The sequence below is a fragment of the Bradyrhizobium sp. NBAIM08 genome, assembly GCF_020193935.1.
GTDB lineage: Bacteria > Pseudomonadota > Alphaproteobacteria > Rhizobiales > Xanthobacteraceae > Bradyrhizobium > Bradyrhizobium yuanmingense.
In genome coordinates this window covers 256,134-280,912 of the sequence record NZ_JADYVR010000007.1, presented here as the reverse complement: position 1 = coordinate 280,912, position 24,779 = coordinate 256,134, and the positions used below count along the sequence as shown (strand labels likewise).

The 24,779-nt window shown below is 64.0% G+C and carries 25 protein-coding genes; 18 read left to right on the top strand and 7 right to left on the bottom strand.

Features of this window, described 5'->3' with window-relative positions; all coding sequences use genetic code 11:
• Positions 1-12: 12 nt before the first annotated feature.
• From I6F37_RS24795 to I6F37_RS24780, 4 genes are all read left to right on the top strand, one after another.
• The gene (locus tag I6F37_RS24795; RefSeq protein WP_035997949.1) at positions 13-891 is read left to right on the top strand and encodes a branched-chain amino acid ABC transporter permease; all 879 of its coding nucleotides are present in this window, start codon (positions 13-15) and stop codon (positions 889-891) included.
• A 2-nt stretch (positions 892-893) separates the two neighbouring features.
• The gene (locus I6F37_RS24790) at positions 894-1,913 is read left to right on the top strand and encodes a branched-chain amino acid ABC transporter permease (protein ID WP_036021517.1); all 1,020 of its coding nucleotides are present in this window, start codon (positions 894-896) and stop codon (positions 1,911-1,913) included.
• A gap of 30 nt (positions 1,914-1,943) precedes the next feature.
• Positions 1,944-3,179, top strand: a complete 1,236-nt coding sequence (locus I6F37_RS24785; RefSeq protein WP_109142408.1) for an ABC transporter substrate-binding protein — start codon at positions 1,944-1,946, stop codon at positions 3,177-3,179.
• Positions 3,180-3,295: 116 nt separating this feature from the next.
• Positions 3,296-4,522: an ABC transporter substrate-binding protein gene (locus I6F37_RS24780; protein ID WP_109142407.1), complete on the top strand. Its 1,227-nt coding sequence runs from the start codon at positions 3,296-3,298 to the stop codon at positions 4,520-4,522.
• A 71-nt stretch (positions 4,523-4,593) separates the two neighbouring features.
• Here I6F37_RS24780 and I6F37_RS45585 read toward each other — a convergent pair whose 3' ends face one another.
• Positions 4,594-4,716 (bottom strand): hypothetical protein, encoded by a 123-nt coding sequence (locus I6F37_RS45585; RefSeq protein ID WP_276573787.1) that lies wholly within the window; start codon positions 4,714-4,716, stop codon positions 4,594-4,596.
• Positions 4,717-4,771: 55 nt separating this feature from the next.
• Here I6F37_RS45585 and I6F37_RS24775 point away from each other — a divergent pair, with 55 nt between their 5' ends.
• The 3 genes from I6F37_RS24775 (at position 4,772) to I6F37_RS24765 (ending at position 8,883) form a co-directional block, all read left to right on the top strand.
• Positions 4,772-6,001 (top strand): ABC transporter substrate-binding protein, encoded by a 1,230-nt coding sequence (locus I6F37_RS24775; protein WP_035997935.1) that lies wholly within the window; start codon positions 4,772-4,774, stop codon positions 5,999-6,001.
• 179 nt (positions 6,002-6,180) lie between these two features.
• Positions 6,181-7,410 carry an ABC transporter substrate-binding protein gene (locus I6F37_RS24770; RefSeq protein WP_035997932.1) on the top strand — a complete coding sequence of 410 codons (1,230 nt, stop codon included), beginning with the start codon at positions 6,181-6,183 and terminating at the stop codon, positions 7,408-7,410.
• A 189-nt stretch (positions 7,411-7,599) separates the two neighbouring features.
• Entirely contained in the window at positions 7,600-8,883 is a 1,284-nt protein-coding gene (locus I6F37_RS24765; RefSeq protein WP_225152977.1) for a glycerate kinase, read from the top strand.
• Positions 8,884-8,914: 31 nt separating this feature from the next.
• On the opposite strand, the gene I6F37_RS24760 is transcribed toward I6F37_RS24765, so the two are convergent.
• Positions 8,915-9,436 (bottom strand): MarR family winged helix-turn-helix transcriptional regulator, encoded by a 522-nt coding sequence (locus I6F37_RS24760; protein ID WP_035997926.1) that lies wholly within the window; start codon positions 9,434-9,436, stop codon positions 8,915-8,917.
• A 173-nt stretch (positions 9,437-9,609) separates the two neighbouring features.
• On the opposite strand from I6F37_RS24760, the gene I6F37_RS24755 reads away from it, so the two are divergent.
• Genes I6F37_RS24755 through I6F37_RS24745 form a run of 3 tightly spaced genes read left to right on the top strand, consistent with a single transcriptional unit; the run spans position 9,610 to position 13,153 of the window.
• Positions 9,610-10,650: a branched-chain amino acid ABC transporter permease gene (locus I6F37_RS24755; protein WP_035997923.1), complete on the top strand. Its 1,041-nt coding sequence runs from the start codon at positions 9,610-9,612 to the stop codon at positions 10,648-10,650.
• 5 nt (positions 10,651-10,655) lie between these two features.
• The gene (locus I6F37_RS24750) at positions 10,656-12,425 is read left to right on the top strand and encodes an ATP-binding cassette domain-containing protein (protein ID WP_051056811.1); all 1,770 of its coding nucleotides are present in this window, start codon (positions 10,656-10,658) and stop codon (positions 12,423-12,425) included.
• Positions 12,422-13,153, top strand: a complete 732-nt coding sequence (locus I6F37_RS24745) for an ABC transporter ATP-binding protein (protein ID WP_035997921.1) — start codon at positions 12,422-12,424, stop codon at positions 13,151-13,153. The genes I6F37_RS24750 and I6F37_RS24745 overlap by 4 nt, the downstream gene beginning before the upstream one ends.
• Positions 13,154-13,362: 209 nt before the next feature.
• On the opposite strand, the gene I6F37_RS24740 is transcribed toward I6F37_RS24745, so the two are convergent.
• Positions 13,363-13,971: a pyridoxamine 5'-phosphate oxidase family protein gene (locus I6F37_RS24740; protein WP_225152975.1), complete on the bottom strand. Its 609-nt coding sequence runs from the start codon at positions 13,969-13,971 to the stop codon at positions 13,363-13,365.
• Positions 13,972-14,092: 121 nt separating this feature from the next.
• On the opposite strand from I6F37_RS24740, the gene I6F37_RS24735 reads away from it, so the two are divergent.
• Positions 14,093-14,977 (top strand): LysR family transcriptional regulator, encoded by an 885-nt coding sequence (locus I6F37_RS24735; RefSeq protein ID WP_035997918.1) that lies wholly within the window; start codon positions 14,093-14,095, stop codon positions 14,975-14,977.
• Between the two features lie 55 nt (positions 14,978-15,032).
• On the opposite strand, the gene I6F37_RS24730 is transcribed toward I6F37_RS24735, so the two are convergent.
• On the bottom strand, positions 15,033-15,452 hold the full coding sequence (locus I6F37_RS24730; RefSeq protein WP_035997915.1) for a PaaI family thioesterase: 420 nt from the start codon (positions 15,450-15,452) through the stop codon (positions 15,033-15,035).
• A 415-nt stretch (positions 15,453-15,867) separates the two neighbouring features.
• On the opposite strand from I6F37_RS24730, the gene I6F37_RS24725 reads away from it, so the two are divergent.
• The 4 genes from I6F37_RS24725 to I6F37_RS24710 all read left to right on the top strand — a co-directional run bounded on the left by I6F37_RS24725 (position 15,868) and on the right by I6F37_RS24710 (position 19,661).
• Positions 15,868-16,884, top strand: a complete 1,017-nt coding sequence (locus I6F37_RS24725) for a TRAP transporter substrate-binding protein (RefSeq protein WP_225139336.1) — start codon at positions 15,868-15,870, stop codon at positions 16,882-16,884.
• A gap of 280 nt (positions 16,885-17,164) precedes the next feature.
• Complete coding sequence (locus I6F37_RS24720) at positions 17,165-17,674, top strand: TRAP transporter small permease (protein WP_035997911.1); 510 nt, start codon at positions 17,165-17,167, stop codon at positions 17,672-17,674.
• Between the two features lie 2 nt (positions 17,675-17,676).
• Positions 17,677-18,996, top strand: coding sequence for a TRAP transporter large permease (locus tag I6F37_RS24715; protein ID WP_225139337.1), 1,320 nt, complete (start codon positions 17,677-17,679; stop codon positions 18,994-18,996).
• A gap of 203 nt (positions 18,997-19,199) precedes the next feature.
• Positions 19,200-19,661: a DUF3237 domain-containing protein gene (locus tag I6F37_RS24710; RefSeq protein ID WP_035997901.1), complete on the top strand. Its 462-nt coding sequence runs from the start codon at positions 19,200-19,202 to the stop codon at positions 19,659-19,661.
• An 83-nt stretch (positions 19,662-19,744) separates the two neighbouring features.
• Here the strand turns inward: I6F37_RS24710 and I6F37_RS24705 are convergent, their stop codons facing one another.
• The 3 genes from I6F37_RS24705 to I6F37_RS24695 form a co-directional block, all read right to left on the bottom strand.
• Complete coding sequence (locus I6F37_RS24705) at positions 19,745-19,951, bottom strand: hypothetical protein (RefSeq protein ID WP_025033895.1); 207 nt, start codon at positions 19,949-19,951, stop codon at positions 19,745-19,747.
• A 119-nt stretch (positions 19,952-20,070) separates the two neighbouring features.
• Positions 20,071-20,346 carry a YiaA/YiaB family inner membrane protein gene (locus tag I6F37_RS24700; protein WP_035997898.1) on the bottom strand — a complete coding sequence of 92 codons (276 nt, stop codon included), beginning with the start codon at positions 20,344-20,346 and terminating at the stop codon, positions 20,071-20,073.
• A gap of 52 nt (positions 20,347-20,398) precedes the next feature.
• Positions 20,399-21,094, bottom strand: coding sequence for a PspA/IM30 family protein (locus tag I6F37_RS24695; protein WP_035997892.1), 696 nt, complete (start codon positions 21,092-21,094; stop codon positions 20,399-20,401).
• 101 nt (positions 21,095-21,195) lie between these two features.
• Between I6F37_RS24695 and I6F37_RS24690 the strand changes: the two genes are divergently transcribed.
• From I6F37_RS24690 to I6F37_RS24680, 3 genes are all read left to right on the top strand, one after another.
• Positions 21,196-21,825: a TetR/AcrR family transcriptional regulator gene (locus tag I6F37_RS24690; RefSeq protein ID WP_225153016.1), complete on the top strand. Its 630-nt coding sequence runs from the start codon at positions 21,196-21,198 to the stop codon at positions 21,823-21,825.
• A gap of 69 nt (positions 21,826-21,894) precedes the next feature.
• Positions 21,895-23,349: a dihydropyrimidinase gene (gene hydA, locus I6F37_RS24685; protein ID WP_036021456.1), complete on the top strand. Its 1,455-nt coding sequence runs from the start codon at positions 21,895-21,897 to the stop codon at positions 23,347-23,349.
• Between the two features lie 120 nt (positions 23,350-23,469).
• Entirely contained in the window at positions 23,470-24,741 is a 1,272-nt protein-coding gene (locus tag I6F37_RS24680; RefSeq protein ID WP_225139339.1) for a DUF892 family protein, read from the top strand.
• Positions 24,742-24,779: the final 38 nt, after the last annotated feature.

Here is a 24,779-nt window from a genome sequence, read left to right as displayed (position 1 = left end):
GGAGCCGGCACAATGGAGCTGTTCACCAACCAGGTCCTGGCCGGCATCGCCACGGGGGCGATCTATGCATGCATGGCGCTCGCCGTGGTCATGATCTACCAGGCCATCGACCATCTCAACTTCGCGCAAGGCGAGATGGCGATGTTCTCGACCTTCATCTCATGGCAGCTGATGCAGTGGGGCGTATCTTATTGGGCTGCCTTCCTGATCACGCTGGCATTTTCTTTCGTTGCCGGCATCGCGATCGAGCGCATCCTGTTCAAGCCGCTCGTCAAGGCGCCGGTGCTCACCAACGTCGCCGGCTTCATCGCGCTGTTTGCGATCATCAACTCCTCGGCGGGCCTGATCTGGGACTTCACGATCAAGCAATATCCGACCCCGTTCGGCTCCGCACCGTTTCTCGGCAGCCAGCTGATCTCGACGCACCAGGCCGGCATGATCGGCGTCACCGTGGCGCTGCTGCTCGCGCTCTATTTCTTCTTCCAGTACACGCGCATCGGCCTTGCGATGCGAGCCGCAGCGTCGGTGCCCGAATCGGCCCGCCTCGTCGGCATCAACACGAGCTGGATGATCGCGCTCGGCTGGGGCATGGCGACCGCGATCGGCTCGATCGCCGGCATGCTGATCGCACCTGTCGTATTCCTCGAGCCGAACATGATGGGCGGCGTGCTGATCTACGGCTTCGCCGCGGCGGTGCTCGGCGGGCTGTCGAGCCCGTTCGGCGCCGTGGTCGGCGGCTTCCTGGTCGGCGTGTTCGAGAATCTGGCCGGTACCTACATTCCCGGCGTCGGCAATGAGCTGAAACTCCCGATCGCGCTCGCGCTGATCATCTCCGTCCTGGTCGTCAAACCCGCTGGTCTGTTCGGCCGGCATATCGTCAAGCGAGTTTGATCATGAGCGCAGCAGAAGAAGTCGTCGCTGAGGGCCACGAGGCGGTCGAGGCGGTTCCGAAGCGGGCCATGACGCTGGGCACCGGCACCTCGCTGGTGGTGCTGGCCGCGCTGTTGATCGTGCCGATGTTCGTCAAGAACTTCATCATCTTCCAAATGACGATGCTCCTGATCTACGGGCTCGCGGTGCTGGCGCTGAACATCCTGACCGGCGGAAGCGGCCAGTTCTCGCTCGGCCAGAGCGCGTTCTACGCCGTCGGCGCCTATGTGTCGGCGGTGCTGATGGAACATGCCAACGTCAACTACGCGCTGACCATTCCGATCTCCGCCGTGATTTGCTTCGGATTCGGTTACCTGTTCGGCAAGCCGGCGCTGCGGCTGTCCGGCATCTATCTCGCACTCGCGACCTTCGCGCTTGCGACTGCGATGCCGCAGCTGCTCAAGCTGAACTTCCTCGAGCACTGGACCGGCGGCGTGCAGGGCCTCGTCGTCACCAAGCCGGACGCGCCGTTCGGCCTGCCGATGTCGCAGGACATGTGGCTGTACTACTTCACGCTCGCCGTGACGGTCGCGATCTACATCTTCTCGGTGAACCTGTTGCGCTCCCGCTCGGGCCGCGCCTTCATGGCGATCCGCGACAACGAGATCGCGGCCTCCTCGATGGGAGTCAACGTCGCGCTGTACAAGACGCTGGCTTTCGGCGTGTCCGCCGGCATCACCGGCGTTGCCGGCTCGCTCGGCGCCATCGCGGTGCAATTCGTCGCACCCGACAGCTACACCATCACGCTCGCGATCTCGCTGTTCCTCGGCATGGTGGTCGGCGGCGTCGGCTGGCTGCCCGGCTCGTTCGTCGGTGCGGCCTTCATCATCTTCGTGCCGAACATGGCGGAGAGCATCTCCAAGGGCCTCTCCGGCGCGGTATTCGGCGTGCTGCTGTTCCTCGTCATCTACCTCGTGCCGCACGGCGCAAGGCAGGTCGCGATCCTGGGCCAGCAACTCGTCGGCAAGCTCAGGAAGAACTGAAGACCCGTTGAATTAACCAAGGAGACCGAATTGTATTTTGGAAGAACACTGCGAGCCGCCGCGCTGATCACGGCAACGGCGGCCATCACTCTCACCTCCGGCGCTGCACTCGCCCAAAAGAAATACGACACCGGCGCGTCCGATACCGAGATCAAGATCGGCAACATCATGCCGTACAGCGGTCCGGCGTCGGCCTATGGCATCATCGGCAAGACCGAAGAAGCCTATTTCAAGATGATCAACGACAAGGGCGGCATCAACGGCCGCAAGATCAACTTCGTCACCTATGACGACGGCTATTCGCCGCCGAAGGCCGTCGAGCAGGTCCGCAAGCTGGTCGAGAGCGACGAGGTGCTGGTCGTTTTCAATCCGCTCGGCACGCCCTCGAACAGTGCGATCCAGAAGTATCTGAACTCCAAGAAGATCCCGCAGCTCTTCGTCGCGACCGGCGCCACCAAGTGGAACGACCCGAAGAACTTCCCCTGGACCATGGGCTGGCAGCCCTCCTACCAGAGCGAAGCGCAGATCTACGCGAAGTGGCTGATGAAGGAGAAGCCGGACGCCAAGATCGCGATCCTCTACCAGAACGACGATTTCGGCAAAGACTACCTCAAGGGCACCAAGGACGGCCTCGGCGCCAAGGCCTCGTCCATGATCGTCATGGAGGAGAGCTACGAGGTCTCCGAGCCGTCGATCGACGGCCATATCGTCAAGATCAAGGCCGCCAATCCCGACGTGCTGCTGATCTACACCACGCCGAAGTTCGCGGCCCAGACCATCAAGAAGACCGCCGAGCTCAGCTGGAAACCGCTCCAGATCCTCACCAACGTGTCGATCTCGGTCGGCAGCGTGATGAAGCCGGCTGGCTTCGAGAACGCGCAGGGCGTGCTGTCGGCCGCCTACGCCAAGGACTCCACGGATCCGCAATGGGCCAACGACCCAGGCATGAAGAAGTGGAACGAGTTCGTCGACAAGTACATGCCGGGTGCCGACAAGTCGGACACCAGCATGGTTTATGGCTATGGCGCCGCCTCGACGCTGGCCAAGGTGCTGGAGATGTGCGGTGACGATCTCACCCGCGCCAACATCATGAAGCAGGCCGCCTCGTTGAAGGACTTTGCTCCGGATACGCTGCTGCCCGGTGTCAGGATCAACACCAGCGCCACCGACTTCGCTCCGATCGCGCAGCTGCAGATGATGCGCTTCAAGGGCGAGAAGTGGGAACTGTTCGGCGAGATCATCAGCGGTGACGTCGCCTCCGAGTGACGCGTGACGCGATGATCGAGGACGAGGAGCCCCCGCGGACAGTCGCGGGGGCTTTTTGTTGACGACAGGCGCCAATCTTGTTCAATGCGATCGATCCATCCCGGGGTAGGAGAGCAATGGCCGCCGTTCGTTCCCAGGTTGCGACGCTCTGGGCCGCGCTTGCCTTGTGCACTGCAATGAGCGGCGAGGCGCTGGCGCAGAAGAAATACGACAGCGGCGCGTCCGATACCGAGATCAAGATCGGTAACATCATGCCCTACAGCGGTCCGGCCTCCGGCTATGCCGCGATCGGCAGGACCGAGGAAGCCTACTTCAACAAGATCAATGCCGAGGGCGGCATCAACGGCCGCAAGATCAGATTCATCTCCTATGACGACGGCTATTCGCCGCCGAAGACGGTGGAACAGGCGCGAAAACTGGTCGAGAGCGACAATGTGCTGCTGATCTTCGGCTCGCTCGGCACCTCCACCAACAGCGCCATCCGCAAGTACATGAACGAGAAGAAGGTGCCGCAATTGTTCGTGGCGAGCGGCGCCTCGAAATGGAACGACCCCAAGCAATATCCCTGGACCATGGGCTGGCAGCCGAGCTACGTCAGCGAGGCCCGGATCTATGCCAAATACATCATGAAGGAGAAGCCAAACGGAAAGATCGGCGTGCTCTACCAGAACGACGATTTCGGCAAGGACTATCTAAACGGGTTGAAGGAGGGCCTCGGCGCCAAGGCTTCGATGATCGTGCGGGAGGAAGCCTACGACACGTCCGAGCCCGCAATCGACGAGCGAGTCGTGAAGCTGAAGGCGGCCGGCGCCGATATCTTCATCAGCCTCACCAACCAGAAATTCGCCGCGCAGGGAATCAAGAAAGCCGCGGAGATCAACTGGCATCCGATGCACATCATCTCCAACGTCTCGGCTTCGGTCAGCGGCGTATTGGAGCCGGCGGGCATTGAAGTCTCGCAAGGCATCCTGTCGGCGACCTACACCAAGGACGGCTCCGACCCGCAGTGGAATGCCGACGACGGCATGAAGAAGTTCTACAGTTTCCTCGCGCAATACGAGCCCAGGGCCAACAAGCTCGATGCCGGCGTCGTGTACGGCTATGCCGCCGCACAGACCATCGTGAAGGTGCTGCAGATGTGCGGCGACGATCTCACCCGCGAGAACGTCATGAAGCAGGCCGCCAGCCTGAAGGACTTCGCACCCGACACGCTGCTGCCAGGCATCAAGATCAACACCGCGCCCGACGATTTCGCCCCGATCGAGCAGCTGCAGATGATGCGCTTCAAGGGCAGGAAATGGGAGCTGTTCGGCGACATCATCTCGAGCGAGATGAGCCACTGAACGAAGCAATTCAAAATAGCCGCCTTCTCGTAAAGCAACTCAAGCGGTGAGTTTGCCCCGCAAAAAGAATCTCACGCGCCGGAATATTCAGCACCGCCCTTCGACGAGATCGCCGCCTGCGCGAGGCCCGTGCAGGCGTTCTTCTTGCTGACGGCCGTGGATAGGTATTGAATGCGTGACGGAGCGACGCGCAACGATCGCTCCCAATAACAACAAACGACACATTCAATCCTGTCCAGGGAGATCAAAATGCCTGCAATGCATGTGCGATTGGGGGCCTTCTCGGCTGCCCTCGTGCTAGCCGCCACGCTGTCCACGACAGCGCTCGCGCAGAAGAAATACGACACCGGCGCATCCGACACGGAGATCAAGATCGGCAACATCATGCCCTATAGCGGTCCCGCGTCCGCCTACGGCGTGATCGGCAAGACCGAAGAGGCCTATTTCCGCAAGATCAACGCAGAAGGCGGCATTAACGGCCGCAAGATCAACTTCATCACCTATGACGACGCCTATTCCCCGCCGAAGACCGTGGAGCAGGCGCGCAAGCTGGTCGAGAGCGACGAGGTGCTGCTGATCTTCAACTCGCTCGGCACCCCGCCGAACTCGGCGATCCAGAAGTACATGAACCAGAAGAAGGTTCCGCAGCTGTTCGTCGCCACCGGCGCCACGAAGTGGAACGACCCGCAGACCTTCCCGTGGACGATGGGCTGGCAACCCAACTACCAGATCGAGTCGATCATCTACGCCAAGTACATCCTGAAGAACCATCCGAACGCCAAGATCGCCGTGCTCTACCAGAACGACGATTACGGCAAGGACTATCTGAAGGGGTTCAAGGACGGGCTCGGAGCCAAGGCCGCCTCGATGATCGTCATCGAGGACAGCTACGAAGTCTCCGAGCCGACCATTGACTCCCACATCGTCAAGATGAAGTCGACCAACGCCGACGTGTTCTTCAACATCACGACGCCGAAATTCGCGGCACAGGCGATCAAGAAGAACGCCGAGATCGGCTGGAAGCCGCTGCACTTCCTCAACAACGTCTCGGCCTCGATCGGCAGCGTAATCAAGCCGGCCGGATTCGAGAACGCGCAGGACATCATCTCGTCGCAATATTTCAAGGATCCGACCGACGCGCAGTGGAAAAACGACAAGGCGATGATCGCCTGGAACGAATTTCTGGATAAGTACTATCCGGAAGCGAACCGCGCCGATGCCTCGGTAATGTACGGCTACATCGTCGCCCAAGGCCTCGTTCACGTGCTCAAGGCCTGCGGTGACAATCTCACCCGCGAGAACATCATGAAGCAGGCCGCCAACATCAAGGACTTCGAGCCGGCGGGCCTGTTGCCGGGCATCAAGGTCAACACCTCGGCGACCGATTTCGCGCCGCTCTCGCAACTGCAGCTGATCCGGTTCAAGGGCGAGCATTGGGTGCCATTTGGCGAGGTGCTGAGCGGCGACGTCGGCGGCTGACCATTAACCACTTGCTCAAGATGTAGCCAAATCGAACTAAAGACGCAGCCCCTGCGGCCATGCCGCAGGGGCTTTTCCTTGAAGCGTTCAGGCAAATCGTATTGAATTGCGGCCGCGTCGCGAAGAAAAACGAGACAAGAAAAGGGACGCACACACAAAGAAAAAACAGGGAGATTGGAATGCCTGCTGTCACCGGCAAGCTTGCGGCCGCATCATTGGCGCTCGCGCTCATCGCGGCCTCGGCCTCAACCGCAACGGCCCAGAAAAAATACGATACCGGTGCGACCGACACCGAGATCAAGATCGGCAACATCATGCCCTACAGCGGACCGGCCTCCGCCTACGGCATCATCGGTCGCACCGAAGCCGCCTATTTCAAGAAGATCAACGAAGAGGGCGGCATCAACGGCCGCAAGATCAATTTCGTCTCCTACGACGACGCCTACTCGCCGCCGAAGACGGTGGAGCAGGCGCGCAAGCTGGTCGAGAGCGACGAGGTGCTGCTCGTCTTCAACTCGCTCGGCACGCCGCCGAACTCCGCGATCCAGAAATACATGAACTCGAAGAAGGTGCCGCAGCTGTTCGTCGCCACCGGCGCTACCAAGTGGAACGATCCGCAGAACTTCCCGTGGACCATGGGCTGGCAACCCAACTACCAGAGCGAGACGCAGATCTACGCGAAATACATCCTCAAGGCCATGCCGAACGCCAAGATCGGCGTGCTCTACCAGAACGACGATTACGGCAAGGATTACCTGAAGGGCCTGAAGGACGGCTTGGGGGCCAAGGCCGCGAGCATGATCGTGCTGGAGGAAAGCTACGAGACTTCGGAGCCGACCATCGACAACCACATCGTCAAGCTGAAAGCCACCGGCGCCGACGTCTTCATCAACATCACCACGCCGAAGTTCGCTGCGCAGGCGATCAAGAAGATCTCCGAGATCGGCTGGAAGCCGACCCACTTCCTCAACAACGTCTCGGCCTCGGTCGGCAGCGTGATCAAGCCCGCCGGCTTCGAGAATTCGCAGGACATCATCTCGGCCGCCTATCTGAAGGACGTCTCCGATCCGCAGTGGAAGGACGACGCCGGCATGAAGGCGTTCCTGGAGTTCATGACGAAGTACTTCCCCGAGGGCGACAAGCTCGACGGCGGCACCATCGTCGGCTACGGCGTCGCGCAGACGCTGGTCGAAGTGCTGAAGAAATGCGGAGACAATCTCACGCGCGAGAACGTCATGAAGCAGGCGGCGAGCCTGAAGGACTTCCGCACCGAAGTGCTGCTGCCCGGCATCAAGATCAGTACCGGGCCGAACGACTTCGCACCGATCAGCTCGCTGCAGCTGATGAAGTTCAAGGGCGACAAGTGGGACCTGTTCGGCGAGGTGATCAGCGCCGACGCCGGCGGCTAGAAGCTTCAAAGCCCGGACGACGAGCCCCCTGCGCTGATCGCGCAGGGGGCTTCTGCTTGTGTGGCAATTATGATCACGCGATTGCAAAATCGAATGACGGCGAAGGCGCTTACGCTTTGGCACACGATGCGGTAGGCAGATGGCGGCGACCTCGTCGCCGCCAGTCCAGTCTGCGCAAGGCCATTGTCCATGACCGACCGACGCCCCCTGCTCCGCGCGCTCTACGACGCGGCCGTCGCCGCCGCCCATCCCGAAATGGTGCTGGCCCCTCACCTGCGACCTGCGCCCAGGGGGCGCGTGATCTGCCTCGCGGCCGGCAAGGGCGCCGGCGCGATGGCCGCGGCCGCGGAGCGGCATTATCTCGATGCGCTGGGATTGGCGCCGGAGCGCCTCGTCGGCATCGCCACCACGCGCCACGGCTACGGCGTGCCGACGCGCAGCATTCGCGTGGTCGAGGCCGGTCATCCCGTGCCTGACGAAGCCGGCCTGAAGGGCGCGGCCGACACGCTCGCACTCGCGGGCGAGGCCGGGCCGGACGATCTCCTGCTGGTGCTGCTCACCGGCGGCGGCTCGGCCAACTGGATCGCGCCGGTGGAGGGCATCAGCTTCGCGCAGAAGCAGGCGGTCAACAGGGCGCTGCTGCGCTCGGGCGCGCCGATCGGCGAGATGAACGTCGTGCGCAAGCACCTGTCGCGGATCAAGGGCGGCCGCCTCGCTCGCGCTGGCAGCAACGCCGCGGAGATCGTGACGCTCGCGATCTCCGACGTGCCGCATGACGATCCGTCCGCGATCGCCTCCGGCCCCACCGTGCCCGATCCGACCACGCTGGCGGATGCGCGCGCGATCGTGGCGAAATACAGGCTCGACATCGACGATGCGGTGCGGCGCGCGCTCGACGATCCCAACAACGAGAGCTGCAAGCCGGGCGACGCCGCCTTTGCGCACGCGTCGTTCGAGCTGATCGCGCGGCCCAAGCAGTCGCTGGACGCTGCGGTCAAGCTCGCGCGCGAGGCCGGCTACGAGACCATCGATCTCGGCGCCGATCTCGAAGGCGAGGCGCGCGAGGTCGCCGCCGATCACGCCAGGCTGGCGCTTCAGGCACGCAGCCAGGGCAAGCGCGTCGCGATTCTCTCCGGCGGCGAGCTCACGGTCACCGTGCGCGGCAACGGGCGCGGCGGGCCGAACCAGGAATACGCGCTGGCCCTGGCCTCGCTCTTGAAGGACACTTCCGGCATCGCGGCGCTGGCCGGCGACACCGACGGCGCCGATGGCGGCGCCGGCCACCCGACCGACCCCGCCGGCGCGCTGATCGATGCGGCGACGTTCGCGAAGATGAAGGCGCTGGGGCTCGAGCCGCAGGCCTATCTCGCCAACAACGACGCCACCACGTTTTTCGAGGCGACCGGCGACCTGCTACAGCCTGGACCGACGCTGACCAACGTGAACGACATCAGGGTGATTTTGGTGGATTGACGTTCGCTTACCCTCCCCTAGAGGGTAAGAGTCAAAACTCGTTGGCGATCTTCGCGAGCATCTCGATCAGGGCTTCGCGGTTGGCCTGGCCGAGCAGATCGTTCAGCCGGGCCTCGTGCTTGGTGGCGACGAGCTTCTTGGCGCGCGCCAGCACGGCCTTGCCCTTGTCGGTCAAGACCAGGATGTGCGAGCGCCGGTCGTTGGTGGAGCGGATCCGCGCACAGAGGTCGCGGCTCTCCAGATTGTCGAGCATGGCTACGAAGTTCGGCCTGAGGATGCCGAGCGTGGAGGCGATCTCGGTCTGGTTACGGCCGGGGTTTTTCTCGACCAGGAGCAGCACCGAGAACTGCGCCGGCGTCAGCTGGAGCGAGGCCATGCAGCGCAGGAAATTCTCGAACACCTTGAGCTGCGCACGTTTCAGGACATAGCCGAGCTGCTCGGAAAGCTCGCCGAGCTGGAGGGCCTCCGCCTGCGGCTCGCCTGCCTCCTTGCGGCCCTTGGCCGCGTCGGCCGGCTTGTCGGAGGACTTTTCAGCGGTTTTGGAAACGGTCATCGCGTCGTGCTCGTAATCCCGCTAAATTCCGGGGCGGGTCGTTCCCACCCTTGAAGTTATATTTGATAATTGTTATGGACCATACCAAATATCGCCTGCGTTTTTCAATGGCTGTGAGCGGACCGTCCACCGCAATCGAGGGGACCGGTCCGGATTAGGGGGAGCGTCCGGTCTTGAATACCACCATCATGCTGTTCCTGGTGCAGGACGGCATCACCAATGGCGCGATCTATGCGCTGCTCGGCCTGGCGCTGGTGCTGGTGTTCGCCGTCACCCGCGTCATCCTCATTCCCCAGGGCGAATTCGTCACCTACGGCGCGCTGACCTATGCCTCGCTGGCCGCCGGCCAGATGCCGGGCACGGCAAAGCTGGCGCTGGCGCTCGGCATCGGCGCCTTCGTCTTCGACCTGTTCGTGGCGCGCAAGGCGCTGCACGGACGGCTGGTCGTCCGCAGCTTCATCGCCAACGTCGTGCTGCCGGCGATCGTGCTGGCGCTGACCCTGTCGCTCGCCGCGCAGAAGCCGCCGGTCGCGGTCTGCATCGCGCTGTCGCTGGTGATCGTGGCGATGATCGGCCTCTATCTCTACCGCATCGCCTTCCAGCCGCTGGCGCACACTTCGGTGCTGGTGCTGCTGATCGCCTCGGTCGGCGTCCATCTCGCGCTGCAGGGACTTGGCCTGTTGTTCTTCGGCGCCGAAGGCCAGCGCGGGCCTGCCGTGCTGTCCGGCGCCTTCACCGCCGGCGCATTGCGCTTCACCGGCCAGAGCATCACCGTCTATGCCATCACCATCGCCTTCATCGTCGCGCTCTGGCTGTTCTTCGGCCTGACGCTCTACGGCAAGGCGCTGCGCGCGACCGCGGTCAACCGGCTCGGGGCGCGGCTAGCCGGCATCCGCACCACGCTGTCGGGCCAGATCGCCTTCCTGCTGGCTTCCGTGATCGGCGCACTCTCCGGCATCCTGATCGTGCCGATCACGACACTGTATTACGACTCCGGCTTCCTGATCGGGCTGAAGGGCTTCGTTGCCGCGATCATCGGCGGCCTGGTCAGCTATCCCCTCACCGCCGTCGCGGCGCTGGTGGTCGGCATCGTCGAGGCGTTCTCGTCCTTCTATGCCTCCAACTACAAGGAGGTGATCGTCTTCATGCTGCTGATCCCCGTGCTGCTGCTGCGCTCGCTCGCCGCGCCCGCGGTCGAGGAAGAGAAGGACTGAGCCCGATGCAGAGCCGGCTTCCCATCCTCGTCTTTGCGATTCTCATGGCGGCGATCCCGCTCATCCCGGGCGTGCCCCCGTTCTGGATCGTGCTGCTCGACAATATCGGCCTTGCCGCGCTGGTCGCGATGGGCCTCGTGCTGCTGACCGGCGTCGGCGGCCTCACCTCGTTCGGCCAGGCCGCCTTCGTCGGTTTCGGTGCCTACACCACCGCCGTGCTGACGACGGCCTATGGCCTGTCGCCCTGGCTGACGCTGCCGCTGTCGCTCGTGGTCAGCGGCTCGCTCGCGGTGCTGCTCGGGCTGATCACCGTACGCCTCTCGGGGCATTACCTGCCGCTCGGCACGCTCGCCTGGGGGCTTGGGCTGTTCTACCTGTTCAGCAAGCTGGAGTTTCTCGGACGCAATGACGGCATCTCGGCGATCCCGCCGCTGTCGATCGGTGCCTTCAAGATGCTCTCGCCCGGCTCGATCTATTACGCGATCTGGGTCGCCGTGATTCTCTCGGCCCTGCTGACGATGAACCTCTTGGACTCCCGCACCGGCCGTGCCATCCGCGCGCTGCGCCGCGGCCATGTCGCCGCCGAAGCGTTCGGCGTCCACACGCCGCGGGCAAAGCTGCTGGTGTTCATCCACGCCGCGGTGCTCGCCGGCCTGTCCGGGTGGCTCTACGCCCATCTCCAGCGCGCCGTGAACCCGACGCCGTTCGGCGCGCATATGGGCATCGAATATCTCTTCATCGCAGTGGTCGGCGGCGCCGGCTATGTCTGGGGCGGCGTGCTGGGCGCGGCGATCGTCGTGATCCTGAAAGAGGTGCTGCAGAGCTATCTGCCGCTGATCCTGCCGGGCTCCGGCCAGGTCGAGACCATCGTGTTCGGCATCATGCTGGTGGCGCTGCTGCAGCTTGCGCCCGGCGGCCTCTGGCCCTGGCTGATGTCGTTCTTGCCCGAGCGCACCGACGGCAGGAAGCCGGACACCTCGCTGAAGCTGGAGCATCGCACCCGCGCGCCCGCCGAGACCGGCGTCCTGCTTCAGGTCGAGAAGGCGCGAAAGCAGTTTGGCGGCGTGGTCGCGGTGAACAACGTGTCCTTCGACGTGCAGGCCCGCGAGATCGTCGCACTGATCGGCCCGAACGGCGCCGGCAAGAGCACGACCTTCAACCTGATTACCGGCGTGCTGTCGGCAACCTCGGGCTCGATCTCGGTGCTCGGCAGGAAGGTCGACAACGCGCCGCCACAGGAGATCGTCAAGCTCGGTATCAGCAGGACCTTCCAGCACGTCAAGCTCGTCCCCGACATGACCGTGCTGGAGAACGTCGCGATTGGCGCACATTTGCGCGGCCATTCCGGCCCAATCTCCTCGATGCTGCGGCTCGACCGCGCTGACGAGGCCAAGCTGCTCGCCGAGGCCGCCCGCCAGATCGAGCGCGTCGGCCTCGCCGAGCAGATGCACCAGCTGGCAGGCTCGCTCTCGCTCGGCCAGCAGCGCATCGTCGAGATCGCCCGCGCGCTCTGCGTCGATCCGATGCTGCTGCTGCTCGACGAGCCGGCAGCCGGACTGCGCCACATGGAAAAGCAGCGGCTGGCAACACTGCTCCGCGAGCTGCGCGACGGCGGGATGTCCGTCCTTTTGGTCGAGCACGACATGGGCTTCGTGATGAACCTTGCCGACCGCATCGTGGTGCTCGATTTCGGCACCAAGATCGCGGAGGGCACGCCGGCGACGATCAAGACCAATCCCGAAGTGATCAAGGCCTATCTCGGAGTGGCGGCATGAGCACGCTGTTGTCCGTCACCGACGCGCATGTCGCCTATGGCAAGGTCGAGGCGGTGCGTTCGGTCTCGCTCGAGGTGGGCGCCAACGAGATCGTCACCATTGTCGGCGCCAACGGCGCCGGCAAGACCACGCTGCTCTCGGCCATCATGGGAATCCTGCCGCTGAAGGGCCGCGTCGCCTTTGCCGGGCAGGATCTCGCCCGCCTCGACATCGAGGACCGTGTCGCGATGGGCCTCGGTCTCGTTCCCGAGCATCGCGAATTGTTCGTGACCATGAATGTCGAGGACAATCTCGAGCTGGGCGCGTTCCGGATCGAGCGCAGCAAGGCCAAAGCCTCGATGGAGCGGGTCTATGCGCTGTTTCCGCGGCTGAAGGAGCGGCGCAAGCAGCTCGCCGGCACGCTCTCCGGCGGCGAGCAGCAGATGCTCGCGATGGGCCGCGCGCTGATGGGCGAGCCGAAGCTCTTGATGCTGGACGAGCCGAGCCTGGGCCTGGCCCCGATCATCGTCGCCGACATCTTCCGTATCGTCACCGAGCTCCGCGCCGCCGGGGTCTCCGTGCTGCTGGTCGAGCAGAACGCGCAGGCCGCACTGAAGATCGCGGACCATGCCTATGTCATGGAGCTCGGCGAGTTCGTGCTCAGCGGCAAGGCCAGCGACATCGCCGCCAACGAACGGGTGGCCGCGAGCTATCTCGGCTTCCAGCACGAAGGCGAAAGTGTGATTTAGCGATTCAGCGCTCTTCTTCCCTTCTCCCCTTGTGGCAGAAGGTGGCGCGAAGCGCCGGATGAGGGGTTCTCTCCGCGCGTGAGACCGTCCGAGAGGACAGAACCCCTCACCCGGCTTCGATGCTTCGCATCGAATCCACCCTCTCCCACAAGGGGAGAGGGTGCACCGCGCAGCCTGCTTCAGCTTTCGTTAGAGGCTAAGCTCGCCGCCTACCCCTTCAACGCCGCAAGCTCCGCCTCCAGCTCCGCGATCCTCGCATCTCTCGCGGCGAGCGCGGCCGCGACATCGGCTGCATCAAACTTCTGCGGGATGTGCTGCGGGCAGTTGGTGTCCCAGGCCGCGATCTTGAACAGGATCACTTGCTCGGGCCGGGCGCGGTAGCCTTTCGGCATCAGCGACGTGGTCAGGGCTTCGTCGTTCTCGACCACGCGCGCCTCGCCCCAGATCTTCACCCGGCGGCGGTGGGCGTAGTCCATCACGAAGATGTAGGCCTTGGGATTCTCCGAGAGATTTCCTTGCGTGATGAACTGCTGGTTGCCGGCGTAGTCGGCGAAGGCGAGCGTCTGCTTGTCCAGCACCTTGAGAAAGCCCTTCGGGCCGCCGCGGTGCTGGATGTAGGGCTGGCCGTCGGCTGAAGCCGTGGCGAAATAGAAGCTGTTGGCGTCGGCCAGGAACGCGGTGAGATTGTCGTCGACCTCGGTGCGCCAGCCGCGCTGCTCGCTGCGCGCATAGGCCTCGCGCGAGCCCTTGCGCGCCTGGATCGTCTTCACCGCCGGCGAAAAGGCCACGTCGCTGGCATAGGTGTGAACTGCCGTCATCGGAACATCTCCTGAAATCCCGGCGCATTGCTGCGTCTTCCGCGCCTAATCTGGACCTTTCGGCGTCTAAAACAATTGAGCAGCTTGACACTTCATCATTGCGATTTATGCAATAATGTCCATGGACCGCCTGGAAGCCATGCACGTCTTCGTCACGGTCGCCGACCTGCGCGGCTTCGCGCCGGCCGCGCGCAAACTGCGGCTGTCGCCGTCGGCGGTGACGCGGATGATCGCGGCGCTGGAGGAGCATCTCGGCGCGCGGCTGCTGCAGCGGACCACGCGGCAGGTGGCGCTGACCGACGTCGGCACGCGCTATTTGGAACGCGCGCGGCGCATCCTCGCCGACGTCGAGGAGGCTGACGGCTCGGCGCGGGAGGAGCGCAATCGGCCGAGCGGGCGTCTCGTCGTGTCCGCGCCGGTCGGCTTCGGCCGGCTGCATGTCGGGCCTCTCATGACCGCCTATCTCAAGCGCTATCCCGAGGTCGCCGCCGAACTCAGGCTGTCCGACCATCTCGTCAACCTCGTCGAGGACGCCGTCGATGCCGCGGTGCGGATCGGCCATCTCGCTGATTCCTCGCTTGTGGCGCGCCAGGTCGGCGAGATGCGGCGGATCGTGGTGGCCGCGCCCGGTTATCTCAAGCGCAACGGCGAGCCGAAGACGCCGGAAGCGCTCGCCACGCACCAGACCATCCAGTTCGGCCCCTGGTCCGAATGGCGTTTCCTGCGCGACGGCCGCGATATCGGGCTGCCGCTGTCGCCTCGCTTCATCAGCAACAGCGCCGACGCCGCCCTGCAATATGCCGAGGCCGGCGGCGGCGTGACGCGGGTGCTGGCCTATCAGGCCGCCGAGGGCCTGAAGCGCGGACGCCTGAAGATCGTGCTGGCGCAATACGAGCAGCCGGCGTTGCCGATCCACATCGTCTACCCGACCTCGCGCCTGCTCTCGGCCAAGGTGCGCGCGTTCGTCGACCTCGTGGTGGAGACGGCGGAGTGGAGGTTTGGGTGATCTTTTCCGTCATGGCCGGGCTTGCCCCGGGCATGACGACGGAGAGAGTTGGGCCTTACCCCTTCTTCGGCACTACCCGAAACGTGCCGCTGGCCCGCGCGATCACGGCGTCGTCCGCCTTCACCAGGCACTGCGCGAAGCAGATCGTGTTCCCGGTCTTGATCGCCTCGCCCTCGACCGCCAGCCATTGGCCGATCTCGGCGGCGCCGACATAGTCGACCGACAGCGAGATGGTGACGAATGACGTGGTCCAGCCCGTCGCCTGGGCGCAGCTGTAGCCCATGGCGGCGTCAGCGAGCGCCGCGATCAGCCCGCCATGGATCAATCCGCGGGCGTTGGTGTGCGGCGTCGCCAGGCGCAGTCCGACGGTGACGCCCTTATCGGTCTTCTTCGAATAGAGCGGCTCCCAGGGATCGGTCAGCGGCGCTTTGCGGAAATGTGGCTCGTAGCCGGCGGGGATGTCGGTGCGGGTCATGGCGGTCTCGCTTCATTGCCTCGGCTGCATTGGAAGCGAATGACGCGAGGAATGCATCACCTACAAAGCTTTAAACGGAATTTGTGCAGATGTTTGAAACGAGCCCCGCCATCGCCGCAACGGCCCGACGATTGCGACCTTTGTCCGCAATACATGCTGCTTCCGATCCTGTTAGGCTTTGGCCGCAGCCTGCTTGTGGCAAAGGCTCGCAGGCGATAATTATACCATATAACGTTTGCGCAAAGGGAGAGCGGTGGTCGCCCGAGCAGCGACAAATCCATGCAACATGACTGACGTAGATGGCGCGACACGGCGGGCCTCAGTTCCGGCTTGAACGCGCCGGCGAATTAGATAACATGTTAATTAACGAGACCGGGCCAACGAAGCCCGCCGTCGCAAAAGGGAGAGACGCGTGATGAGGAAAGCCTGTCTGGCCTTGCTGCTGGCAGCAAGCGTGAGCCCCGCGCTCGCGCAGGACAAGACATTTGACCTAAAGGTCTCGCACTGGGTGCCGGCATCGCATCCGCTGCAGAAATCGCTGGAAGACTGGGTGGCTGCGGTGAACAAGGATTCCGGCGGCACCATTACCGGCAAGGTGTTTCCGGCCCAGCAGCTCGGCAAGGCCTTCGACCATTACGACATGGCGCGCGACGGCATCGCCGACGTCACCTATGTCAATCCCGGCTACCAGCCCGGCCGCTTCCCGATCATCGGCGCCGGGGAATTGCCGTTCCTGATCTCGGATGCCAAGGGCGGCTCGATGGGGCTCGACGCGTGGTATCGCAAATTTGCCGAGAAGGAGATGAAGGACGTCAAATACTGCCTCGCCTTCGTCCACTCGCCCTCCTCGTTCCATTCCCGCACCAAGAAGATCGTCAACCCCGAGGACGTGAAGGGCATGAAGATCCGCCCGGCGCACGCTACCATGGCGAACTTCGTCACCTCGCTTGGCGGCACCAATGTGCAGTCCTCGGCGCCGGAAGTGCGCGACATCATCGAGCGCGGCGTCGCCGACGGCGTCACCTTCCCCTGGGGCTCACTGGTGCTGTTCGGCATCGACAAGGTGACCAAGTACGACATGGAGGCGCCGCTCTACACCACGACCTTCGTGTTCGTGATCAACAAGGACAAGTACAATGCGATGTCCGACAAGCAGAAGGCCGCGATCGACAAGAACTGCACGGTCGAGATGGCAGGCGCGGTCGGCGAGCATTGGGGCAAGTTCGAGGACGCCGGCATCGCCAAGGTGAAGGCGGAATCCAGCCATGAGGTCTACAAGCTGACGCCCGAGCAGACCGCGGCTTGGAAGAAGGCCGCCGAGCCGCTGGTCAAGACCTGGGGCGACGGCGCCAAGAAGGCCGGTGCCGATCCCGACGCCGCGCTCGCGGATCTCAAGGCCTCGCTGAAGAAATACAACGCGCTGGCGGAGTGACGCGGTGGCGAAGGAAACGCGGCGGCGGGATTGGTCCTGCCGCCGTTGCCTTGCAAGCTGAGAGCAGCTGAGGAGCGCACCGTGTCTCTTCCCCCTCTCCCCGCTTGCGGGGAGAGGGTTGGGGTGAGGGGGAGTCTCCGCAGGGACGGTGACAATCGGACGCGTGGATAGTCCCCCTCACCCGCCACGCTTCGCGTGTCGGCCTCTCCCCGCAAGCGGGGAGAGGCGAAGTGCCGCCGCCAGAGCCGAGAATGAGAATAGCAGTGCTTAGGAAACACCCATGAAGCGCTCCTGGATGGATCGCGTGATCGACTCGATCGAATGGATCGCGGCCGGCTTCGTCGGCATCGTCGCGCTCGACATCTTCCTGTCGGTGCTCTTGCGCAACACGCTGAACTATTCGATCCCCGACAGCTTCGACATCGGCCGAATGCTGCTCGGCATCCTCATCTTCTGGGGCATCGCGGCAACCTCCTATCGCGGCACCCACATCACGGTCGACCTGGTCTGGGGCAATGTCGGGCCGCGCCATCAGCGCTGGATCGACGTGTTCGCGACCCTGGTGCTGCTGTTCGTCGTCACCGTGCAGACCTGGACGCTGTTCGACAAGGTCCGGCTGACCTACAACGACAACGTTCAGACCTTCGACCTGCACATGCCGACATGGCCGTTCTTCCTCGTCGCGTGGATCGGCGACGTCTGCGCCGTGCTGCTGATCGCGATCCGCACGTACCGGCTGATCTTCCACCCCGAAGACATGCATGAACCCAAGATCAAGGTGACGGAGTAACCATGAGTACCGACGCCGTCGCCGTCATCGGCTTCGTCGCCCTGTTCGCCCTGATGCTGCTGCGCGTGCCGGTCGGCATGGCCATGGGCCTCGTCGGCGTGTGCGGCTTCAGCTATCTCGTGGGCTCGACACCGGCCCTGAAGATGGTCGGTCAGGTCACCATGCGCACCGTGACCGACTACACCTTCGGCGTCATCCCGATGTTCCTGCTGATGGGCTCCTTCGTCAGCAATTCCGGCATGAGCCGCGAGCTATTCCGCGCCGCCAACGGCTTTGTCGGACATTTGCGCGGCGGACTCGGCATTGCCACCGTTGGCGCCTGCGGCGGCTTTGCCGCGATCTGCGGGTCCTCGGTCGCGACCGCGGCGACCTTCTCCGCCGTCGCCTATCCCGAGATGCGGCGCTTCGGCTATCCGCAATCCTTCGCCACCGGCGTGATCGCGGCCGGCGGCACGCTGGGCGCGATGCTGCCGCCATCCACTGTTCTTGCGGTCTACGGCATCATCACCGAGCAGGACATCGGCAAGCTGTTCATCGCCGGCATCATCCCGGGCCTGCTCGCGATGACCATGTACATGATCACGATCTCCCTGATCGGCTATTTCCGCCCCGAGTTCCTGCCCAAGGGCAAGGTGACGCCGTGGCGCGAGCGCTTTGCCGGATTGAAGGAGATCTGGGCACCGGTGCTGCTGTTCATCTTCGTCATCGGCGGCCTCTACGGCCTGCCCTTCCTGCCGCGCTTCACGCCGACCGAGGCCGGCGGCGTCGGCGCGACCGGGGCCTTCATCATCGGCGTGCTGACCGGCCGGCTCGACCGCGAGAAGGTGCTGGCCTCGCTGCTGCAGGCGACGCGCACCGCGGCTGCGGTGTTCACCGTGCTGATCGGCGCGCTGATCTTCGGCTATTTCCTCACGGTGACGCAGACGCCGCAGAAGGTGACGGAATTCCTCACCGGGCTCGGCCTCGGCCCCTACGGCGTGCTGGCGCTGATCATGGTGATGTATCTCGTGCTCGGCTGCCTGATGGATGCCATGGCGATGATCATCCTGACCGTGCCGATCATCTTCCCGGTGATCATGCATCTGGGGTTCGATCCGATCTGGTTCGGCATCATCATCGTCGTGACCGTCGAGCTCGGCCTGATCACTCCGCCCGTGGGCATGAACGTCTTCGTCATAAAAAGCGTGGTGAAGGACGTCTCCTTCTCCACCATCTTCAAGGGCGTAAGCCCGTTCGTGGCAACGGACCTCGTGCGCCTCGTGATCCTGATCGCCTTGCCGCTGCTGGCGACCTGGCTACCGACGCGAATGATGGCGCATTAGAGGTGACAAGATTGAATGCCGCACGGCGTGGCTGCTTCCCCTCTCCCCTTGTGGGAGAGGGTGGCTCGCCGCGATAGCGGCGAGACGGGTGAGGGGTCTCTCTCCGCGAGCACGCGTGTGGAGATAGACCCCTCATCCGGCGCTTCGCGCCACCTTCTCCCACAAGGGGAGAAGGGAAGGCTCGTCGATAATTGGAGGCAGACATGACCACCCCGACCCTCGAAACAAGATACGTTTTCACCATCACCGCGCGGATCGGCGACGTCGTGACCGCGGGCGAGACCGGGATCGGCGTCCGCCGCATCATTCCGATCATCGGCGGCGAGGTGACGGGCGCGGTCAGCGGAAAGGTGCTCCCCTTCGGCGCCGACTTCCAGACCATCCGGCCCAACGAGTTGATCGATCTCGAAGCGAAATACGCCTTCGAGACCGACGACGGTGCGACCGTCTACGTCGAGAACAAGGGTATGCGCTTCGGCCCGGTCGAGCTGTTGCACAAGCTCAAGCGCGGCGAGCCGGTCGATCCGAAGCTGATCTATTTCCGCACCGTGCCGAAGTTCGAGACCGGGCACGAGACGTACCGCTGGCTGATGGAGCACATCTTCGTGGCGTCAGCGGCGCGCCATGCGGATCGCGTCGTGATCGACGTGCATCAGGTGATGTGAGGGAGAGGCCGTAGGGCCTCTAGCCGGATCGCGCCGGACGATGCTGCGCATCGCCGGGGGCGACCCGGATGAGGTGAAGACGCCTACAACGTCTCTTGCTTATGCCCGCAGTTCTTGCAGGCGAACTTGACGCGGGTCTGGCCCTTCTCCGCCTGCACCCGGTTCGGCGCTCCGCACTTGCCGCAGACAGCCTCGATGCGGGTCGTGCCCTGCTTGACCACGATGGTCTTCTTTTCCATCGATTCGCGGATCAGGCGCTCGGCCTCCTCGCGCAGGGATTGTTTCGACAAAGCTCGTCTCCGCCTCTGGAAAGCGCGAGAGCCATATCGCACCTGCACGCGAAGCACAATGCACCCTGCCTGCCGCGCGCGCCCCTGTCGCCCCAGAGCGCGCGCTGCGACCGTTCGCCTTACGCCGCCTTCGAGACCTCCATCAGCAGCCGCTCGGCCTTGGCATCCTCGATGCGGTTCACGAGGCGGCTGCTCTCATGATTGTCGCGCACGGTCTTGGTCAGGGTGACGCAGGTCTGGATCATCATCACGATGCCCATGGTGAGATAACCCTTCATCCAGAGGTCGATCGGCAGGAAGAAGATGCCGATGGCGACGAGGAAGGCGGAAGCTGCGAAGGACGCGTAGGTGAAGCTCACCCAGGCGCCGCTGTGGGGCTGGCCATTCTGGTTCATGATGGTCTCCTGTCGATTGGAATGATGATTGCGTTCGGATTGGAACTTGAGATCAGGCCGCCGGCATGCGCCTGGACTTCAAGCGCGCCAGCACATCGTCGGCGGTCGTCTTGAGCCGCGGGCCGAAGCCCTGCTCGGCGAGTCGTTCGGCGGTGGCGAGCGGGCCGGTGGCCGCGTCGAGCTCGACCAGGGCATCGTCGGCCGCCTGAGCCTCCATCTGCCGCTCGCGCAGACGCCTCAGCGTCCCCTCCGCCTCCGGCAATGTCGATTCATAGGGGCGCGCGGCCTCGATGCCGCTGCGGCGAAGCGAGCGCACCGCTTCCGAGGCGCGGGCGATCCGGCGACCGCGATCGAGCTCGGTGATGCGGGCCTGCGCGTTGGCGACGTGGCGCTTCAGCCTGATGATCTCGGTCGCGAACAGCGCGCGCGCCGTCATGGCCGCATCGCGATCGGCCTCCAGCGCCGCAATGGCTTCGGCGGCCTCCTTGGCGAGGTCCTCGCGGCCGCCATCCAGCGCCGCAACGGCACGGGTCTCGAGATCGGCGATACGCGCATTCGTGGCCTCGAGCTTGCGGCCTTCCTGCTGGTCCTGCGCGATTGCCAGCGCCAGCGTGCGCTTGCTGCGCTCGACGGCTGCGGCTGCATCGCGCATCTGCTGATCCAGGATCAGAAGGGCGGTGCGATCTTCCAGTTCCTCGCCCGCAGCGGCGACGCTGCCGCGGAAGAGGGTCACGACGGTCTTGAACATTGGTTGCTCCCTATCTATGAGCGTTGCTCACAGAGTTTGTAGCAGGAACCTTGAACATCGTTCAATATTATTTTGAGCGACGCTCAAGAATTTGGTTAAGAATGACTAAGGCCCTGGAACGGCGAGAGAAATTGCGTGCGGCCCTGATCCAGGCGGCCGAACAGATGATCGCCGAGCGGGGGCTGGCGGGTCTCAAGACCCGCGATTTGGCCCGCGAGATCGGCTGCGCCAGTGGCGCGGTCTACAATCTCGTGGCTGATGTCGACGAACTGATCCTGCGGGTCGGCTCGCGCACGCTGCTCCGGCTCGACGAGACGCTGACTCTCGCAACAAATGCCGGCGAGCCATCGCCACGGGAATCCCTGGTCCGCATCGCCCTCGCCTATTGCGATTTCGCCGCCGAAAACCTCCAGCTCTGGCGCGCGCTGTTCGAGCACCGGATGGAGACGGGCAAGCTGGTGCCGGATTGGTCCGTGCACGACCAGATGCAGCTGTTCCGTCATATCTACCAGCCGCTGGCCGCACTGTTTCCTGGGCGCAGCCCGGAGGAACTCGGCATCACCGCACGCAGCCTGTTCTCGGCCGTGCATGGCATGGTGGCGCTCGGGCTGGAGCAGAAGCTGGTGGCCGTGCCGCTGCCGGCGCTGCGCAAGGAGATCACGGGCCTCGTGCGCGCGATGATCGACGGGCTGATCGCGCACGACGTGAAAGGAGCGGCGGCGGCTGACTAAAATTTCACCTGTCGCATCGCCAGTCGCGCGCTTAGCCTTCGAGCCGTCCCTCACCTCTCGGAGCACCTCATGCCCCTCCTCATCCGCGGCGGCACCGTCGTCAATCACGATCATTCGCGCCGCGCGGACGTGCTGATCGACGGCGAGACCATCGTCGCGATCGGCGCAGCGCTCGATGCGCCGACAGGTAGCGAGGTCATCGATGCAGGCGGCGCCTACGTCATCCCGGGCGGGATCGATCCGCACACCCATCTCGAAATGCCGTTCATGGGCACCGTCACCGCCGACGATTTCGAATCCGGAACCAAGGCGGCGCTGAGCGGCGGCACCACGATGGTGGTGGATTTCTGCCTGCCCGATCCCGGCCAATCCATGCTCGCGGCGTATCAGGAGTGGCGGCACAAATCCGAGAAGGCGGCCAGCGACTACGGCTTCCACATGGCGGTGACGTCATGGTCGAAGCAGATCCATGACGAGATGGAGATTGTGGTCAAAACCTACGGCATCAACACCTTCAAGCATTTCATGGCCTACAAGGGCGCGCTGATGGTGAACGACGACGAGCTCTACAACTCGTTCGCGCGTTGCGCCCATCTCGGCGCCATGCCTGTCGTCCATGCCGAGAACGGCGACGTCGTCGCCCTGATGCAGGACGCGCTGATTGCGCGCGGCGTCACCGGCCCGGAAGGCCACGCCTATTCACGGCCGCCGGAGGTCGAGGGCGAAGCCACCAACCGCGCCATCATGATCGCGGACATGACGGGCACGCCGGTCTATATCGTCCACACCAGCTGCCGCGAGGCGCATGAGGCCATCGCGCGGGCACGCGCCGCCGGCAAGCGCGTCTATGGCGAGCCGCTGATCCAGCATCTGCTGCTGGATGAGCGTGAATATCAGAACAAGGACTGGGATCATGCCGCACAGCGCGTGATGTCGCCGCCGTTCCGCGACAAACAGCATCAGGACAGCCTCTGGGCCGGCCTGCAAGCCGGCTCGCTCCAGGTGGTTGCGACCGATCATTGCGCCTTCACCACCGAGCAGAAGCGGTTCGGGCGCGGCGATTTCAGGAAGATCCCGAACGGCACCGGCGGCCTCGAAGATCGCCTGGCGCTGCTCTGGACCGCGGGCGTCGCCACGGGGCGGCTGACCAAAGAGGAATTCGTCGCGGTGACCTCGGCGAACATCGCCCGCATCCTCAACATCTATCCGCGCAAGGGCGCGGTCGCCGTCGGCTCGGATGCCGATATCGTGGTGTGGGATCCCAAGGCGAGCAAGACCATCAGCGCCAAGCGGCAGATGAGCCGGATCGATTACAACGTGTTCGAGGGTTTTGCCTGCACCGGCGGTGCGGCCGCGACGCTGTCGCGCGGCCGTATCGTCTGGAAGGATGGCGACCTGCGCGCCGAGGCCGGCGATGGACAATACGTCGAACGTCCCGCCTTCTCGCCGGTGCATGTGGCAAATTCGACCTGGAAGGAACTGACGGCCCCGCGCGCCGTCGCGCGCAGTGCGGTGACGCCGTAAGCCATCGCGCTCCCTGGCAGAGGTCCGGGGCAACGACAGCCTCGATCCTGGAGAGACTTAGGAACGAACGGCTGGAGGCCTCGTTGTCGCGTAGTTTCTCTCCAGCACGCGAGTCTCCCCATGTATCACCACGTCAAGAAGCTGATGTTCACCGTGCGCGTCGACGAACCCGATCCGCGCTTCGGCAATATGCTCCTCGAGCAGTTCGGCGGCGCCAACGGCGAACTTGCGGCTGCGATGCAATATTCGATTCAGGGACTGAATTGCGAGGATCCCGACCGCAAGGACCTCTTGATGGATATCGGCACCGAAGAGCTCAGCCATCTCGAGGTCGTCGGTTGCCTCGCCCGGATGCATCTTGCGCCCTCGCGGAACGACCGCCAGGCGGCGGAGGCCGATCCGCTGATCGCGATTGCCGGCGGAGGCGGCGTCAATCTGTTCAACTCGCAAGGCAATCCCTGGACCGCCGATTATCTCAAGATCACGGGCGAGCTCGACGTCGATCTCCGCAGCAACATCGCGGCAGAAGCGCGTGCCAAGATCGTCTACGAGCGCCTGATCAATTTTTGCGACGATGCCGGCAGCAAGGACGCGCTGCAATTCCTGATGACGCGCGAGATCACGCATATGAAGGCGTTCGCGCGCGCACTCGAGAGCCTGTCGAAGCCGGCCTTCAGCATCGGCCGGATTGCGCCGACGCCCGGCCTCGTGAACCAGTACTTCAACGATTCCACCGGCAGCGGCGACCATGGCGAAATCGACACCCGCGGCCCGTGGAACGAGGGCGAGGACTGGGTGTTCACGGAATCGCCTGCGCTGCAATCCGCCGATCCGGGCGCTGCCACACCGATCGTCACGGAGAGCTCGCCGCCTGTCGACGAGGCCGGCCTGACCGATCTGCTGCTCCATGAGCTGCGTGACATCCTCCATGCCGAGAAGCAGCTGACGAAGGCGCTTCCCAAGATGGCGCAGTCCGCCCGCTTCGATCAGTTGCGGGAGCTGTTCGAGCAGCATCTGGCCGAGACCGAAAATCAGGTCGAGCGCATCAACGAGTGCTTCGAGCTGCTCGGCGAGAACGCTCGCGCCAAGCCTTGCAAGGGCATGATGGGCCTGATCGAGGAAGGCCAGGAGGTCATGAAGGAAAGCCAAGAGAAGGAGGATGCAGCCGCCGACCTCGCGCTGATCTCTGCGGCGCAACGCGTCGAGCATTACGAGATGTCCGGCTACACCACCGCGCGCAACCTGGCGCAGCAGCTGCGCCACAGCGCGATCGTCGCCCTGCTCTCCAAATCTCTCGCCGAGGAAGAGAATGCCGATCTCCTGCTCAACCAGGTCGCGCGATCGCTGATGTCGGTGGCGAAGATGCCCGCCGCGCTGGAGCAGGCCGAGTAGTCCGCGCCGACGCGCAACACCTATCGATCCAAGCCGCC

Excerpts from the sequence above, each read along its gene's own strand:
- I6F37_RS24740 (WP_225152975.1), bottom strand. The coding sequence starts at position 13,971 with ATGACGGCAGTTCACACCTATGCCAGCGACGTGGCCTTTTCGCCGGCG.
- I6F37_RS24700 (WP_035997898.1), bottom strand. The coding sequence starts at position 20,346 with ATGAACCAGAATGGCCAGCCCCACAGCGGCGCCTGGGTGAGCTTCACC.
- hydA (WP_036021456.1), top strand. The coding sequence starts at position 21,895 with ATGCCCCTCCTCATCCGCGGCGGCACCGTCGTCAATCACGATCATTCG.
- I6F37_RS24720 (WP_035997911.1), top strand. The coding sequence starts at position 17,165 with ATGAAGCGCTCCTGGATGGATCGCGTGATCGACTCGATCGAATGGATC.
- I6F37_RS24780 (WP_109142407.1), top strand. The coding sequence starts at position 3,296 with ATGGCCGCCGTTCGTTCCCAGGTTGCGACGCTCTGGGCCGCGCTTGCC.
- I6F37_RS24790 (WP_036021517.1), top strand. The coding sequence starts at position 894 with ATGAGCGCAGCAGAAGAAGTCGTCGCTGAGGGCCACGAGGCGGTCGAG.
- I6F37_RS24765 (WP_225152977.1), top strand. The coding sequence starts at position 7,600 with ATGACCGACCGACGCCCCCTGCTCCGCGCGCTCTACGACGCGGCCGTC.
- I6F37_RS24735 (WP_035997918.1), top strand. The coding sequence starts at position 14,093 with ATGGACCGCCTGGAAGCCATGCACGTCTTCGTCACGGTCGCCGACCTG.
- I6F37_RS24690 (WP_225153016.1), top strand. The coding sequence starts at position 21,196 with ATGACTAAGGCCCTGGAACGGCGAGAGAAATTGCGTGCGGCCCTGATC.
- I6F37_RS24775 (WP_035997935.1), top strand. The coding sequence starts at position 4,772 with ATGCCTGCAATGCATGTGCGATTGGGGGCCTTCTCGGCTGCCCTCGTG.
- I6F37_RS24710 (WP_035997901.1), top strand. The coding sequence starts at position 19,200 with ATGACCACCCCGACCCTCGAAACAAGATACGTTTTCACCATCACCGCG.
- I6F37_RS24680 (WP_225139339.1), top strand. The coding sequence starts at position 23,470 with ATGTATCACCACGTCAAGAAGCTGATGTTCACCGTGCGCGTCGACGAA.
- I6F37_RS24715 (WP_225139337.1), top strand. The coding sequence starts at position 17,677 with ATGAGTACCGACGCCGTCGCCGTCATCGGCTTCGTCGCCCTGTTCGCC.
- I6F37_RS24745 (WP_035997921.1), top strand. The coding sequence starts at position 12,422 with ATGAGCACGCTGTTGTCCGTCACCGACGCGCATGTCGCCTATGGCAAG.
- I6F37_RS24725 (WP_225139336.1), top strand. The coding sequence starts at position 15,868 with ATGAGGAAAGCCTGTCTGGCCTTGCTGCTGGCAGCAAGCGTGAGCCCC.
- I6F37_RS24795 (WP_035997949.1), top strand. The coding sequence starts at position 13 with ATGGAGCTGTTCACCAACCAGGTCCTGGCCGGCATCGCCACGGGGGCG.
- I6F37_RS24760 (WP_035997926.1), bottom strand. The coding sequence starts at position 9,436 with ATGACCGTTTCCAAAACCGCTGAAAAGTCCTCCGACAAGCCGGCCGAC.
- I6F37_RS24730 (WP_035997915.1), bottom strand. The coding sequence starts at position 15,452 with ATGACCCGCACCGACATCCCCGCCGGCTACGAGCCACATTTCCGCAAA.
- I6F37_RS24770 (WP_035997932.1), top strand. The coding sequence starts at position 6,181 with ATGCCTGCTGTCACCGGCAAGCTTGCGGCCGCATCATTGGCGCTCGCG.
- I6F37_RS24750 (WP_051056811.1), top strand. The coding sequence starts at position 10,656 with ATGCAGAGCCGGCTTCCCATCCTCGTCTTTGCGATTCTCATGGCGGCG.
- I6F37_RS24695 (WP_035997892.1), bottom strand. The coding sequence starts at position 21,094 with ATGTTCAAGACCGTCGTGACCCTCTTCCGCGGCAGCGTCGCCGCTGCG.